Below are 13,252 nucleotides of genomic sequence, written 5' to 3' on the forward strand. Positions count from 1 at the left end.
GTGCCAATCCCCTTCAATGCGAATGTCTTGCCCTGGGTGGTGGCACGCCCTGCATGGCTGCCAGCCGTGTTGTGTCGTCATTATCGCCCCCGTTTGGTATTTCGAAGGGCCCTATAGTTAGACCACGGAATGTGCGACGGCAACCGTTTTCTTTAGGCAGTTTTTAGGCGATGAGAACGGGTCTCGACAAGCTGGCGAAGTGGGCGCGAGCATGTCTCATCTTTTGCGACGGATGCACGGTAGCGTTGTGGAATGGAAAGTCCCGTCCGATACGTTCCTGCCTCGAAGCGTTCCCATGACCTTGTCTGGGACCGGGTGAGCGGTGACACCCTCACCCTCGACGACTTCATGGAAGGCCGGGACTATGGGGAGGTCGTCCGGGATGGTCGTCTGGCTGCGGAGCTTGAGCTGCTCGACGGAACGCCGCGCTACGTCTGCCCTCACTGCAAGGATGCGATGGGGGTCAGGTCCAAGGCGATTCGGGCGCGCACGGAAATCCGGTTCTACTTCGATCACCTCACGGCGCGGTTGCGGGAGAGCTGCACCGGCCGCAAGGGCCACTCCCCCAAGGCCATCCTGGCCCGCAAGTTCGGGCTGCACAAAGAGGGCTCCCTCCACAAAGCCTTCAAGCAGTGGGTGAGGGACAGCCTGGATGCCGACCCGTCGTTCTCAAACACCGAAGTGGAGCGGCGGTGGTGGGACGTGGACGGCGGGAAGTGGCGCCAGCCCGACATCCAGACCCAACGGAACGGTCAGCGGTGGGCCATCGAAATACAGCTCTCCACCACTTTCGTGCACGTCATCGCCGAACGCATGAAGTTCTACCGCGAGAACACCGGGCACATGCTCTGGCTGTTCAAGGATCTGGACCTGTCGAAGTTCCGGCTAGCGGAAGACGATCTGTTCTACTCGAACAACCGCAATGCCTTTCGTGTCACCCCGCAAACGGTGGCACGGTCCCAGCGGGAAGGGCGCTTCTACCTGGAGGGCGCCTGGCTCGAGCCCCGCCTTACAAACGGGGTGGTGGAGGATGTGGAGGTGCGCCGGGAGGTGGCCTTCGACGAGCTGACATTCGACACCTGCAGCCGCGGCATTCCCAGGGCCTACGCCTTCGACTACGAGACGCAGAAGGCACTTGCCGAGCAAGCCCGTGAGGCTTGGCGGGAGGAGCAGGTGTGGGCCAAGCGACGGGAGGCCTTCGAGACGTTCTACGTGGCCATGCTCCGGGGCGAGATCGACGACTACAAGGAGCGGGATCGGCGGTGGGACGAGCTGCGCCGCTCGTTCGCGCAGGTGGGAATCACCCTGCCTCAATACGCCAAGGGGCAAGGAGAGCTGGACCGGCTGTTGGTGGCCGGCTACTCGGCCAAGCACGGTGAAGGAAAACCCATCGGCATCGGGTTCGAGACCTTGGCCGAACTCGGACATCACATCCACAAGGTGTGGCCCAAGACGCTCTGGTTCTACCGCTGCATGCTCCGCGCGCACGGCCAGTTGATGACCGTGCTGGAGCAGGACCGAACCAGAAAGCTCCAGGGCAAGATGAAGGACGTGTTGTCCAGCCTGGCCAAGGGCGAGAGCAGCTTTCAGCCCGATCGCACATGGGATGGATTGCTGCTACGCCTGTTCCCCGAGGTGGCGGACGTATGGCAGGCCGATCCTTCGCACGTCGCCAAAGCAGTGTTGCGCCTACCGCCCTCGCAGGGCGCTAGAAAGCGAGTTGTCGAAGGGAGCGGTGAAGATCGCTTCGCAGAAGCTCAAACTCGCCGTTGAGTAAGCGGGCTGTTCGCCGAATGGCCTCCCAGTCGGGGGCCTGCGCAGGGATCGTCCGTGCTTTGTCCAGGAGCGCGTCAGCGGTGCTTGAAAACACAACGAGGCGCTGACGGAGCCGGTCCGGCAACGCGAGGTCCTGGGCGAGCAATGCCCGGGCTTCGGCCGCATTGAGCTCGACCATGTTCAGATAAACGAGTGCGGCGAGATCGACCCTGGGGGAGGGGGGCGCCTGATCGGTGGGGGTGGGGCTCAGCAGACGGGAAATCCATTTCCACATCGGGATCATTCCTTAGTTGTGACTGCTATTCCTTGGTGAGATGTGACAACTGCTCAATGAGCAGATTCCGCTTTTTCAGAGGCAACCCTGAAAGCTTCTCCAAGATCTCCGCCAAGCGGACTTTCTGCGCCTCACTTTCACTGCCCAGGGCCAAGATGGCGTTGGCCATGGCCGGGGTGGTGGCCAGCAGGTAGGCCGGTGGAACGTCCAAGGCCTGGGCCAGCTCGAACAGCGATTCCAGGCTGATGGCCATGCTCTCGCTTTCGTAACGGCTGATCCGCGCGGACGCGGTGTCCTTGTCCAACCCCATGCGCACCCCGACCTCGCGTTGGCTCAGGCCTCGCAGCTGGCGGGCTTGCCGCAGGCGCGCCGCCACGACAGCCCGAGGGACCGGCGGGGGAGTGCTCACTTGCTGAACAGACGCAATGCAGACATGCTGCAAGCATGACCCGCGGCCACCGCCCCGGGTAGACTCTACGCACCACGTAAGTCCGTGGCAAGGAGCCGACAGGGGGTTCTATGGCAAGCAAAGGGTGGGCCGGCGCGCTGGCGCTGGCCTTGGCGTTCCAGGCCCAGGCCGGGGACGGGAAGGGGTTGCTGGAGACAATTGGGCGGGCCCTGGGCAACACGCCTCGGGTGGCGGCGGAGAAGGTGCGCAGTCCCTACCTCGACCCGGCGGGAACCTACTGGGATCTGGACCAGGAAACGCTGGAGGGGGCGCAGCACTTGCGGGTGGGCCTGACCGCGACCGCCAGCGGTGGTTCGGACATGTGCGACATGAAGCTGCTTGCGATGGCGCACTCCAGCTACCGCCTGGATGCCAAGGATCGGCAATGGTGCCTCTACCAGTGGTGGGTGGCCGACACCAAGATCAATGGGGCCAACGGGATCGATAGGACACAAACAGACGCCATCGAACGGCACTATGGGCCGGCCTTCGATGCACGGCTGGAGAAGTTCAAGTCCACGCGCCGCTTCGCCGTGCGGCCCAATTTTGTATCCTGGGGCGGGGTCGAATACAACGCTGCTCGCGGCGCCATGGAGGTCTACGTTCCCCTGCCGGAAATCTCCGCCGGTGGTCTGTCCGTGACTGGCAAGGGATTCGTGCCGTGGTTCCAGCGAACCGACAGGGTGGTATTCAGTCCAAAGTGGGCCGGCCGATATCAGCTCTTGATCAAGATGGATTCGGCGGAGGCGGCCAACCTTGCCCGGCAAGGCCGCGATGCCCGCGATGACCTGGTCGTCTTCACGGTCAACCGGGTGTGGGTCGAGAACAAGGTTCCGAAGATGGACGTGACGGTCGAGCGGGTGCGCGTCGGCTACCGCAACGAAACGATCGAAGTGGATCTCACCAACAAGCAAGGAGAAGGCGCATGAAGAACGCAGCAATCGCACTGGCAGTTTTGACGCTCACGCTGGCAGCGTGCGGGGGCAAGGCAGACATGCCCACGGCAGAGCAGGTGGCCAAGGCCTACGAGATGCACATGAATGCCAACCTTGTTCCGGAGCTTGGGCAGCGGATTGAGATTCGCGGCTGGGACGACCTGGAGGTGGACTGCAGTGCAAGCGGCCCCGAGCGGGTCACCTGCGTGACCGGTGGGACCGTGGACATGGTGGGTTTCCATGGTGGCAAGCAGTTGAAGCCGGAGCCGGTTCCGGTGCGGTCGGAATTCGACTTCACTTTTGCAAAGCAAGACAACGCTTGGGTGCCGATCAGTGCGCAGAAGAAGGGCTGACCCTTGCCAGCTCGCCGAAAAGCGTTATGAGTAGGGGAAGCAGCTCATCACGGAGGTCCACATGAACATGAAATCGCCGTCGCAGCACATGAATTGGGGTGCCTTGGCTCCCGCCTACGTCATCTTGGGCGGTGCTTCCTTGGTGATGCTTGCCGGGGCGCAGGAGATCCACCAGAACAACGGCCATCCTTTCATGGTGGTTCTGGCCCTGCTCGCGAGCGTAGCCCTGGTCGGATTGCTGGCACTACTGACCTGGATGAACTGGCGGGCCGCGCGCTTCCGTGCCTCACGCTGGGGACTGTATGACCAGACCGGCCAGAAGGGCGGCTTCTTCAAAGGTTTCCTGTTAGGGCTGCTGGGTGTCTTCGGGGTCCACGTGGCGCTGTTCTTCGCGGCGTTCACGCCTGCAGCACCAGAAGCGGTGAAGGCCATCGCGTCCATCGCGCTGCTTCCGTTTGCGGTCCTCTACACCGTCGTGCCCCTGGTGTCCGGCTTCATGACTCGCTTCGTGCGGGCCACGCGCATCTGAGAAGAAGAGCCAGTGAGCAAGTTGAAGCCCCCGAAAGGGGGCTTTTTTGTGCCCAGCGAAAAGCATCTGAAAAGCACCACCTGGCGGTGGGAGGCACATCGCCTTCGGCGCGGGTTCGATGTTAGGAATATCTGCTTCCCAAGGCCGCAGATTTGCACTTTAGTCAAGAAAAGATCCATGGATCGCATGGACAAAATCGCATGGCGATCTACCTTGAAATTGTGGAGAGGCAATCGCGCCTTCCGAACCATCAAGGAAATCGATATGAAAATTCATCACCTCGTCAGCGACGGAATCCAAGCGGTCGCCATCACCCAATCTGCATCGAGTGGCGGTGGTTACGCTCACCCGGTGAAGCTCTCCACGATTCGCTTCAATGTGAAAGACGCTGAAGCGGTGTTCCAAGAGCTCAACAAGTCTGGCCACCGTCTCGAGAAGTCGTTTGAAGTGATCGAGCGCTGGGACGCCGATGCTCGCAATCAGGGTCCGAATTCGAAGTTCGGTCGAACCCTCGCCGCGCTGGTGGACGAGGCGCCGGACCACCTGAAGGGGGCGGTGACCTACGAAGCCAAAGACATGGGGGAGGGCACCCTGGGTGCGCTCAAGGCAATGACGAAGCAGGCCACGCTTTCGCAAGCACTTCCTGCCACCAGTGGTCCGAGCATGGTCATCGGTGGCCAGGTGTGGAGCCCACGCGAAGAAGCGCAGAAGGAAACGCCAGTGGCCAGTCAGGAAATCCCCCAGCACCGCATGCGCTTCTAACCGCATCCACCACCCCAATCAGGAGAACCCACATGAACGTCCAAATCGCCCAATCGATGAACAACGCCACCGATGACCAGGAGCGCTACGCCATCCTGGCCGGCTTCGCCCGCGGCAACGCCGTGTTGAGCGCCAAGGGTGCGGCAGAAGAACTGGTGGACGCGCTCTACTACGCGGGCGCCGCCATCAACCGTTGGAAGGCCATCGCCACCGTGCGCGAAGCGGCAGCGATCTGAGGAGCGGTTGATGCTGCCCCTGCGCAACCCCCGCCTGGACAACCCTATGGGGCGTCTGCCGACTTCCTTCGTCAACGCCCGCGATGCCGACGAGGTCCGCCAGTTGGCCGAGAAGCACGGTATTCCGTTCAACGAAGCCGTGCGGCAAATCCTGGCGCTCTACTTCCGCCAACCTTTCCCGCTGTCCAGCAAGCGAATGGGCGACAGTAAGACGGATCGGCTGCCCGAGATGGTGGCTCCACGCCACATCGTGGAAGGCATAGAACTGTTGGCGACGACCCTAGGCGTGACCCGCGGCGAAGTGTTGCGCCAGATCATCCGGGGCACGCTGAGGAAACGCCGTGGCTATGATTGACCGCACCCCGCCACCGCCCGGTAGCCCCAGCGCTGAGCTCATCCATGCGTGCGTTGAGGGCAACCTGGTGGGGGTGCTGCAGGCGCTTCGGGAGGGGGCCAACCCCAACGCGTGGCGAGAGAACGAGGGCCCGGCCATTCACTCTGCGCTGGCCTGGCCGCGCATCGTTGAAGCCCTGATCGAAGCGGGCGCGGAACCGCACGCGCGCAACTTCTGGAGCGAGAGGCCGCTGGAGAAGCTCGCGTCGGACTACCAGTCCAGCGAGCATCCCGTGGAGCGGGAGCGGATGGAGCAGACCGCGCGTCTGCTGATGAGGCTTGGCGGCAACGCTCACCGCGCCAGCCCCTTCTGGCGGACCGGCACCTTGCGCGATGCAATGCCCCAGGTGGTGGCGGAAGTGGAGGCCGAGCAGCGGGCTGCGTTTCTGCAGCGCCGGTTGGTGGCCGTGGACAGAACGCCGACGGCGAGCCGACCGCGTCTTTGAGCAAGAGCAACCGCACAACGCCGCCACCGGCCGCAGCGCGACCGGCATTCTGAAAAGCACCCGATGGAAGAAGAGCAACAACGCCTTCGGCGCGAATTCGTTGTTAGGAATATTTGCGTGAAAATTCGCAGTTTTTGATTTTAGTCTTGAAAAGATCCATTGCAGGCATGGACATATTTCTATGGCGATCTACCTTGAAGTTGTGGAAGGCAACCCGCCAGCCAAACTTAGAAGGAAGATCATCATGAACAACAACACCTACACCCCCGCCGAAGCCATTCGTGCTGCTGCTCTCAAAGTCGCCCAGGATAATGGCTCCGTCGAAGTCTCGGCAGGCGTCTATTTGAACTCCCAGGAAAGCATTGTGGCGGACCAAGCCAACTTGAGTGACGAAGACGGCGCTAAGAAGAACGACTTCACGAAAGCACCATTCTGGCTGACCACCGATGACGGCCAGGTGCAGCCAATTTACGGTGTAGACGATGAGAATCTGATCGACGTTCTCGCCAACGCCTGATCACCAACCCCACCTCATCGGACCGACAGCCATGACCCTTTCAATCCTCGCGACGCTTGCCCCCATTGTGCTTCCCCTGAGCGTTCTGCTCGGGGCTCGCATCTCCGACGCCATCGAAAGTGCCACCTGGGCCATCTGAGGTCACCATGGCAGCACGGCACTACTACTTCGCTTATGAGCGCACCGATGGCGAGGTGTGCTACCTGCCCAAGCCTCTGCACGAGGGCATCCAGCGTTACCCCCACACCATCGGCCATTACCACCTGACCCAATGGCTGGGCGTGAGCAAGCTGCTGACACCCGAGCAATACAAAGCGATGGGGTGGCTGGGCACGAACCGCCCGATCGCCAGGCGTGCCGCCGCAACAACTGCCTGATGTTGTCTCACTGACTGACACACGCGCAAGGCAAAATGGCGCCATGAATCAGTCCGCTTCCCCCGAAACCGACAACGTCTTCCTCCATGCGCCTGCCTACGGTCTGCTGCTTGGTCAGACCAGCTGCCATTTCTGCCACGCCCAGACGCCCACGGCGGCGGTGTGGGTGCCCTCGTTTGAGGAGCGCGACGACGAGGGCGTGGTGGACCAGGGCGAGGGCGCCTTGCTGCGCTACATCGAGCACCTGGATGAATGCGCCGCCGCTTTCGTGACTGGCCACGCCCCCTGGCTTCGCTACGCGTCCACTCGCACTTCCGGCCAGATCTACTTGGCCCACCACTGCACCACGTGCGGCGCGCTTCAGGGCGATCACTTCGTCTTTTCCCCCGACGGTCAGTATTGGCCCCAGGACGACGTCCAACTGGCGTCCCTTCGCTTCATTCCCGGATTGGGCCCGCTCACAGCGCAGGCCTCCGCTGGGCAAAGCGCCTGGATGGACCGGGTGCCTTTGATCTGCACCCAGGTCTGACGTTTTTCGCATTCCAACCGCGTATCGGTGTGCCGTTCGGCACGCCATTGGAGCCCCTTGCGCTACGCGCGGCCCCATCTCCCGGCTTCTCCGGTCAAGGGCCATTCCAGGGCCCGTGTCCTCGCTTCGCTGCGGGCCGCGCCAGCCCTTCAATTTCCTCCCTTGACCGCGCCAGGCGGTGGGGCGGTGGGTTTCCCATTCCAGGACATCCCGACCGGATGCTCTGGGCGGGCCATTACTCACCAAGCGAGGAGACAACATGTTCGAGCATTCCGACCTCATCCATTCCTACGCCCGGGCCCAGGCAATCGAGGACGGCGTCCTGGTGGACGTCTCAGACGTAGCCAAGGAAGCAGGGTTCAAGCTGCCCGTGGCCATCACGCGCGCCGCGTGGGCACGCTACGTCGAAGTGCCCGCGGGACTGGAGATGCGTGGGCAATCCGTGGAGGGGCGTTTGTGGGACGTGCTCTTCATGCTCCACGTGGCGATCCAGCGGGAGAGCGGCAACATGTCCGAGATCCACTACCAACTCTTGGTGGCCATGCCCGATGTGGGCGACTGGCAGGTGAACGAAGCGATTCCGGATGATCGCTCGGGCTTGACCCGGTCGACGCACCGGCTTGTTACCTTGAAAGCCGTGTGTGGGCCGGGGGACAACCTAGAACCGGTGGTGACGATCATGCTGCCGAACGAGGATTGACGAGAGGGGCCGGGCAACCGGCCCTCATCGTTTTCCCGGCCTGGCCCCGCGGCTACCATGAAGGCAGGACAAGGGAGGGGTTGGGGATGGAGAAGTTCAGCTGGAAACTGATTCCGTTGGCGCAGAGCGAGAAGCTGGGACCGCTGGTGCCTGACGCACTGCCTATCCTGCTGCGATGGGCCAAGGAAGGCGATGACCACACCTACACCGATCTGGCACGTGAGCTCCACGACCGCAACGGCCACTCAATCAAGCACGTCCTGAACTACGGACGGGTGGCGGGTGGGGTGGCCCAGGCCATCGAGTGGTTGAGCAAACAATGGGGGGAGCCCATTCCTCCCCTGCATGCAATTGTCATCAACAAGAACAGCGGTGTTCCAGGTGACGGTGCGGTGACCATCGTTCCAGCTTATTTCGATGGCAAGCCCATGGCGACGGAAGAAGATCGCAAGGCGCAGTTCGAAGAAGCCAAGCAGGATGTCTTCACCTACCCCCACTGGGACAGGGTGGCCCGCGCCCTAGGTGCTCCCATTGTGGAGCCTGACGCTGGAGAGAAACCCCAGGACCACACGAAGCGTGTCATTCCCCTCCCGAAAGTCCAGCAGGGAGGCGGTCCAGAGAGCGCCGAACACCAAGCGCTCAAGCGGTGGGTGGCCGGCCATCCCCAGGAGTTCATGGACTACGGTGATTTCAAGACGGGCACAAACGAGAAGTTGCTCAGTTCGGGCGATCGGCTGGACGCTCATTTCGACAACGGCAAGCAGCGTCTGGCGGTTGAAGTGAAAACCAGCCGATGCAGTGAGGACGAACTGCAGCGAGGTGTCTATCAGGCAGTGAAGTATCGCGCCATCGTTCGGGCGGAGCAGAAAGCCATGCGTTACGTGCCCAACGGAGAAGCGGTCCTGGTGTGCACGCGCGCGCCCAACGCGGAAACCAGGGCTCTGATCAAGCGCCTGCAGGTCAGGTTTCAGCAGGTCCCGCTGGAAGCGGAGCAGTCATGACGCACGAAGAACTGGAACAGCGGGTCAGGCAGATCGACGGGTTCATTCGAGTGCTGACGCAGGAGTGCCACATCCTGGACGAACGCCGGCACATCCTATCGCCCCTCATCCAAGACCCGGAGATCCAGGCGGGCCTGAAGGCCAAGCTGGACAAGACTCCCGGCGCGAACGCCTGGAACCATCTGGCGCCTTTGCTGGGACAAGATTTGGTCCGCGACTTGTCGCGACTGTTTCTCGACAACGATCCAAGGTCGGGGAGCTTGGCCAACCTCTGGCGCAAGGTCCACGCGGCTCCGGGTATCAAGGAGCACTTTCGGGACCTCTACGGACGAATGTTCGATCACCTCCACGACGCCCCTATCGGCGATTTGCCACCGGAGATGTCCGCCATTTTTCAGGAGAAGTTCAGGGAACAGGACAGGGTTAGGAACTACGCGCAATTTGATGAGCGTTGGTCGAAGCTGGAGGCCGACATGGAGGCGCTGAGAACGCACCCGGTGGTCATCAAGATCAAGACCATGCGCGACAAGCATCATGCGCACCTGGAGATGAGCAAGTTAGATGAGGAGCCCCGCGCTTTCGACATCAGCACCATCGGGCTGACGTTCACGGAACTGCTGGACTTCAGCGACGAATGCCAGGCGATGGTGGCAGAGCTGGGCTTGCTCTTGACCGGAACGAACTGGGATCCGAAGCAGTTTGCATCCGTCCACGAAAAGAACGGCAAGGCCATGTGGCGAACCCTCGCAGGCCTCAAGTAGCCAGCCGATCCGTTATGGGTTCACTACCATGCAGGTGAAAACCTGGTAGTCGCAATCCGGCCAGGGTGCGTCCCACCGCTCGGCGTAACCGCTGGCGTAGGTGACCCCGTCATGGGCCGCGTCGCACACCTGGCCACCGCAACCGTAGCCGTTGCCATCGCCTTGAGAGCTGACGCAGATGGTGCCCCCGCTGCCACCGCCTTGGGCGCCGCATCCGCCATGCGGGGGCCACCATCCACAGCCAGGGCAAGCAGGGGCGCTTTCATCCGTCCAAGACAGACTTGCTGCTGATGGGCGAGACGTTTGCCGGCGGTCGTCCGTCGTTGGCCGTGGTCCACGGACAGGCGCTCAACGCGTTCAGCGATGCAGACCGCCGTAGTGGGGCCGGCTACCTAGCCGGCGAGGATGGACGTGTCTTCTTCCAGGGGAACGGGACCGCCCGCGAGGTGAAGTGACTACTTTTCCTGGGCTTCGTAGGAGCCTGAGAAATTCATGCTTCTTTGCTCGCCGGTCGGCATGTGAACCACGGTGAATGTGCCGGACCTTGAGCCGCGTCGTCCGCTCAATGAAATGGAACAGCGATTGCCAGTAGTGCCTGCGCAGTCTCCAGCCCAAATGACCTGATAGTCGGTGGAAGCCAGCACTTCCCAGCGGAAAACGGCGTTGGTGTTGCTGAAGTCCCGGCATGTGTTGACGCTGGATCCCGACGTTTTGCAGTCAGCTTCGCAGCGTAGCGTGGCCCCGGCCGTAAAAGGCCGATCTTTGCTGTCCGAATACGTGCCGCCGAAAGCTTTGGCTTCACACGTCACGCGCAGCGCGCTCCAATCAGCCGGTCGAGTGACGCAATTGCTGCTGGTCGTGGTCCATGCGCCATAGCTGTAGCTGCTACTCCATACGTCGCTGGTGCTGGAGGTCGGGCCGGGGCATGTCCATGTGGTCGTGCGGGTGCCGCCTTCGGTCACTGTGCGGGTTTGCGTTTGGGTCCCACTTTGACCGCTGGGACAAGCCACTGTTTGGCTCTGATTGAGCAAGCTCCGGCTGATGGCAACCGACGCCGCCGCAGGCGCTGAACACGCGGGCGCACAAGTGCTGAGGCGGCTACGGGTTTGTCCGGTGTTGCTCCACGACGACCAGGCTCCGTAGGTAGGACCCGGCAGGCTGGCGGTGCCCGCCGGGCAGTTGTAGGACACCAAACGGCTGCGGGCCTGCTCGTAGTCCCAGGTGATGAGGCCCACTTGTCCCGAAGGGCAAGCGCTGGAAGTGGTCTCCCAGCGGGTTTGAGGTTCGGCTGTCGAACCCGGGCACGCGGCGCAGGTGTTGCCGGTGGTGGTCCAGGCACCCGGCTGGGCAGTGGCCCATGCTTCGTAGACCCCACCCACGTCCCCGCACCACCATTGGCGCGTCTGCCGGGAAACCCCCCAGGTGCCCGCAGGACAGGTTGCCAGGCTGCGGCTCTCCGGAGACGGAACAGCGCACGCGGGCACCGTCGAGGGCAGGGGCGTGGTCGGCGGGGGCGATGTTGGAGGTGTGGTCGGCGTGATCGGCGTAGCCGGTGGCGTGGGTGCCGCTGGCACGGGTGCCGGGGTCGCCGGGGTGGCTGGATCTACTGGGCCCACGGGAGCGGCGGGGCCCACTGGCCCAGCAGGACCCACGGGACCGCCCAGAGGAGGAGAGCCGGGAGGAGTGATTGAGGTCGGGGTGTGGGGAAGCTGCAGCGGAGAAGCCGTTACTGCAGCCCCCGCCACCAACCCCGTGTGGTAGACGAACTCCACCCGGCCATCGCCCTCGGCGCACGCGTCCGCCAATGCTTCTACGTTGAGTTGGCCGCCGTGGTTGCGAATCACCGACACGTCCGACACCTGGATGTCCCATGGATCCCGAGCGTTGGCGGCCACGAAGTCGGCGCAGGAGCGGGCGGGAACCTGGTGATGGACGATTGAAAACCCATCCCCGAATCGGGTGACCGTATACGGCTCCACGTTGACCGAGCCGCCCCAGGCGTTGGTCAGCAGACCTTCCCCGCGGGTCAACCGGTCGGGGGCGAGGCCATCGCGAGCGAGCGCGTCGGCGCTGACGCCCGCGAAGGTGCCCAGCAATCCGAAGGAGTTCTCCACCTTGGTGGACAGCTCGCGCAGGTTGTCGCTCTCGCTCGACACCTTGGACTTCGCGGACACGTGCGAGTAGCTCGCGAACGCCACGACAGAGAGCACGGTCAGCCCGGCCAGGGTTAGCAAGGTCTCCACCATGCCGAAGCCCAGCGCAGAGCGAACTCCGCTGGTAAGGCGAGAGGGGGAGGGATGTCTGCGCAGAGAAGGAAATGTCGTCATGCATTTCAGCATGCGATGCAAAGGTGGTTTGGCAAGCCCCTGTTTTAGTCAGACTTTCTGCAATTTACCCCCTTGACTCGACCTGTCGGTGTGGTTGCATGGGGTTAAGCCGATTAAAGGAGTGGGATGACCTACTCATAAAAGGCCCAACCTCAACCGACAGGAATCACCCCCATGCACCAAATCTCATTGACCGTGCTCCAACCCCGCTCGGGCTTGTTCATGAACGCCGCCAACGAGCCTTGCCGAGGCTTCGTTGAAGCCGCCCACATCCCCAACTCGAAACGACATCGGCTGGTTCGCCTGGCGAAAGAGAAAGCCCACTTCGAGCAGAAGAGCCGAAAGGAGGCCAAGTGGAAATGAGCGCCCTCAACCCCAAAGAGCGCTTCGCCCGCGAGCTCCACGCCGCGGTCCAGGCCAACAACCCGTTTCTGCTGCGCCACCTGGTGCGCCGCATCCATCAGGCCCGCATCGACGCCTGGACCTCAGGGGACGACAACGCCATCTTCCCGTCCCTTGATGCCCCGGTGAGCCTGCAGGGCATCACCGCTTTCCACTTGGCCTGCATGGGGTGGAAGGCGTATCGGGACAGTCCGCACCTGGCCTATGGGTTCGACCAGATGGCCCTCATCCTGGCCGCCGCGGGCGCGGACCCATTCGCCGAATACCGTATCGGCAAGCAGAGCCGGACCATTTTCGAAGAGCTTGGGTGTGAGATTCCACCCTCGCTGAAAGACTGGATGGCTAAGCAATCGTTCGACCTCCACGTGTCGCCGTCCGAAGCCATGATTACCAAGCGGACGCTTCCCCCCATCAAGGGCGGCTTGAGGTCGTCCCAACGGTGCGCCGAGTTCAAAGAAAAGAGTCTGGCGGCTTAACGGCTAAAAG

At 62.5% G+C, this 13,252-nt stretch carries 17 protein-coding genes; 15 read left to right on the top strand and 2 right to left on the bottom strand.

Going from position 1 to position 13,252, the window contains the following annotated elements; all coding sequences use genetic code 11:
* Positions 1-315: 315 nt before the first annotated feature.
* Positions 316-1,773: a DUF6035 family protein gene (locus ACVOLV_RS03660; protein ID WP_481553193.1), complete on the top strand. Its 1,458-nt coding sequence runs from the start codon at positions 316-318 to the stop codon at positions 1,771-1,773.
* 302 nt (positions 1,774-2,075) lie between these two features.
* Here the strand turns inward: ACVOLV_RS03660 and ACVOLV_RS03665 are convergent, their stop codons facing one another.
* Complete coding sequence (locus ACVOLV_RS03665) at positions 2,076-2,426, bottom strand: helix-turn-helix domain-containing protein (RefSeq protein ID WP_481553194.1); 351 nt, start codon at positions 2,424-2,426, stop codon at positions 2,076-2,078.
* A 143-nt stretch (positions 2,427-2,569) separates the two neighbouring features.
* Between ACVOLV_RS03665 and ACVOLV_RS03670 the strand changes: the two genes are divergently transcribed.
* The 13 genes from ACVOLV_RS03670 (at position 2,570) to ACVOLV_RS03730 (ending at position 10,037) form a co-directional block, all read left to right on the top strand.
* Positions 2,570-3,427 carry a hypothetical protein gene (locus ACVOLV_RS03670; protein WP_481553195.1) on the top strand — a complete coding sequence of 286 codons (858 nt, stop codon included), beginning with the start codon at positions 2,570-2,572 and terminating at the stop codon, positions 3,425-3,427.
* Positions 3,424-3,786 carry a hypothetical protein gene (locus tag ACVOLV_RS03675; protein ID WP_481507569.1) on the top strand — a complete coding sequence of 121 codons (363 nt, stop codon included), beginning with the start codon at positions 3,424-3,426 and terminating at the stop codon, positions 3,784-3,786. The genes ACVOLV_RS03670 and ACVOLV_RS03675 overlap by 4 nt, the downstream gene beginning before the upstream one ends.
* 61 nt (positions 3,787-3,847) lie before the next feature.
* The gene (locus ACVOLV_RS03680; RefSeq protein ID WP_481553196.1) at positions 3,848-4,315 is read left to right on the top strand and encodes an ABC transporter permease; all 468 of its coding nucleotides are present in this window, start codon (positions 3,848-3,850) and stop codon (positions 4,313-4,315) included.
* Between the two features lie 177 nt (positions 4,316-4,492).
* On the top strand, positions 4,493-5,077 hold the full coding sequence (locus tag ACVOLV_RS03685) for a hypothetical protein (RefSeq protein ID WP_481553197.1): 585 nt from the start codon (positions 4,493-4,495) through the stop codon (positions 5,075-5,077).
* Between the two features lie 32 nt (positions 5,078-5,109).
* The gene (locus ACVOLV_RS03690) at positions 5,110-5,313 is read left to right on the top strand and encodes a hypothetical protein (protein WP_481553198.1); all 204 of its coding nucleotides are present in this window, start codon (positions 5,110-5,112) and stop codon (positions 5,311-5,313) included.
* Positions 5,314-5,323: 10 nt separating this feature from the next.
* On the top strand, positions 5,324-5,668 hold the full coding sequence (locus tag ACVOLV_RS03695; RefSeq protein WP_279923491.1) for a hypothetical protein: 345 nt from the start codon (positions 5,324-5,326) through the stop codon (positions 5,666-5,668).
* Positions 5,661-6,152 carry a hypothetical protein gene (locus ACVOLV_RS03700; RefSeq protein WP_279923490.1) on the top strand — a complete coding sequence of 164 codons (492 nt, stop codon included), beginning with the start codon at positions 5,661-5,663 and terminating at the stop codon, positions 6,150-6,152. Before ACVOLV_RS03695 ends, ACVOLV_RS03700 begins: the two co-directional genes overlap by 8 nt.
* Positions 6,153-6,396: 244 nt before the next feature.
* Positions 6,397-6,669, top strand: a complete 273-nt coding sequence (locus tag ACVOLV_RS03705) for a hypothetical protein (protein ID WP_279923489.1) — start codon at positions 6,397-6,399, stop codon at positions 6,667-6,669.
* A gap of 146 nt (positions 6,670-6,815) precedes the next feature.
* On the top strand, positions 6,816-7,046 hold the full coding sequence (locus ACVOLV_RS03710; RefSeq protein WP_279923488.1) for a hypothetical protein: 231 nt from the start codon (positions 6,816-6,818) through the stop codon (positions 7,044-7,046).
* A 43-nt stretch (positions 7,047-7,089) separates the two neighbouring features.
* Entirely contained in the window at positions 7,090-7,575 is a 486-nt protein-coding gene (locus tag ACVOLV_RS03715; RefSeq protein WP_279923487.1) for a hypothetical protein, read from the top strand.
* Between the two features lie 259 nt (positions 7,576-7,834).
* Positions 7,835-8,275, top strand: a complete 441-nt coding sequence (locus ACVOLV_RS03720) for a DUF6573 family protein (protein ID WP_282884372.1) — start codon at positions 7,835-7,837, stop codon at positions 8,273-8,275.
* Positions 8,276-8,361: 86 nt separating this feature from the next.
* The gene (locus ACVOLV_RS03725) at positions 8,362-9,276 is read left to right on the top strand and encodes a hypothetical protein (protein ID WP_282884373.1); all 915 of its coding nucleotides are present in this window, start codon (positions 8,362-8,364) and stop codon (positions 9,274-9,276) included.
* Positions 9,273-10,037: an AbiU2 domain-containing protein gene (locus tag ACVOLV_RS03730; protein WP_282884374.1), complete on the top strand. Its 765-nt coding sequence runs from the start codon at positions 9,273-9,275 to the stop codon at positions 10,035-10,037. The genes ACVOLV_RS03725 and ACVOLV_RS03730 overlap by 4 nt, the downstream gene beginning before the upstream one ends.
* A 455-nt stretch (positions 10,038-10,492) precedes the next feature.
* On the opposite strand, the gene ACVOLV_RS03735 is transcribed toward ACVOLV_RS03730, so the two are convergent.
* Positions 10,493-12,283 (bottom strand): type 4 pilus major pilin, encoded by a 1,791-nt coding sequence (locus ACVOLV_RS03735; RefSeq protein ID WP_481553199.1) that lies wholly within the window; start codon positions 12,281-12,283, stop codon positions 10,493-10,495.
* A gap of 440 nt (positions 12,284-12,723) precedes the next feature.
* Between ACVOLV_RS03735 and ACVOLV_RS03740 the strand changes: the two genes are divergently transcribed.
* The gene (locus ACVOLV_RS03740; RefSeq protein WP_481553200.1) at positions 12,724-13,242 is read left to right on the top strand and encodes a hypothetical protein; all 519 of its coding nucleotides are present in this window, start codon (positions 12,724-12,726) and stop codon (positions 13,240-13,242) included.
* Positions 13,243-13,252: the final 10 nt, after the last annotated feature.

This window comes from Stenotrophomonas sp. STEN023 (genome assembly GCF_056760135.1).

Excerpts from the sequence above, each read along its gene's own strand:
- ACVOLV_RS03705 (WP_279923489.1), top strand. The coding sequence starts at position 6,397 with ATGAACAACAACACCTACACCCCCGCCGAAGCCATTCGTGCTGCTGCT.
- ACVOLV_RS03730 (WP_282884374.1), top strand. The coding sequence starts at position 9,273 with ATGACGCACGAAGAACTGGAACAGCGGGTCAGGCAGATCGACGGGTTC.
- ACVOLV_RS03710 (WP_279923488.1), top strand. The coding sequence starts at position 6,816 with ATGGCAGCACGGCACTACTACTTCGCTTATGAGCGCACCGATGGCGAG.
- ACVOLV_RS03715 (WP_279923487.1), top strand. The coding sequence starts at position 7,090 with ATGAATCAGTCCGCTTCCCCCGAAACCGACAACGTCTTCCTCCATGCG.
- ACVOLV_RS03680 (WP_481553196.1), top strand. The coding sequence starts at position 3,848 with ATGAACATGAAATCGCCGTCGCAGCACATGAATTGGGGTGCCTTGGCT.
- ACVOLV_RS03735 (WP_481553199.1), bottom strand. The coding sequence starts at position 12,283 with ATGGTGGAGACCTTGCTAACCCTGGCCGGGCTGACCGTGCTCTCTGTC.
- ACVOLV_RS03685 (WP_481553197.1), top strand. The coding sequence starts at position 4,493 with ATGGATCGCATGGACAAAATCGCATGGCGATCTACCTTGAAATTGTGG.
- ACVOLV_RS03700 (WP_279923490.1), top strand. The coding sequence starts at position 5,661 with ATGATTGACCGCACCCCGCCACCGCCCGGTAGCCCCAGCGCTGAGCTC.
- ACVOLV_RS03690 (WP_481553198.1), top strand. The coding sequence starts at position 5,110 with ATGAACGTCCAAATCGCCCAATCGATGAACAACGCCACCGATGACCAG.
- ACVOLV_RS03675 (WP_481507569.1), top strand. The coding sequence starts at position 3,424 with ATGAAGAACGCAGCAATCGCACTGGCAGTTTTGACGCTCACGCTGGCA.
- ACVOLV_RS03670 (WP_481553195.1), top strand. The coding sequence starts at position 2,570 with ATGGCAAGCAAAGGGTGGGCCGGCGCGCTGGCGCTGGCCTTGGCGTTC.
- ACVOLV_RS03695 (WP_279923491.1), top strand. The coding sequence starts at position 5,324 with ATGCTGCCCCTGCGCAACCCCCGCCTGGACAACCCTATGGGGCGTCTG.
- ACVOLV_RS03740 (WP_481553200.1), top strand. The coding sequence starts at position 12,724 with ATGAGCGCCCTCAACCCCAAAGAGCGCTTCGCCCGCGAGCTCCACGCC.
- ACVOLV_RS03725 (WP_282884373.1), top strand. The coding sequence starts at position 8,362 with ATGGAGAAGTTCAGCTGGAAACTGATTCCGTTGGCGCAGAGCGAGAAG.
- ACVOLV_RS03720 (WP_282884372.1), top strand. The coding sequence starts at position 7,835 with ATGTTCGAGCATTCCGACCTCATCCATTCCTACGCCCGGGCCCAGGCA.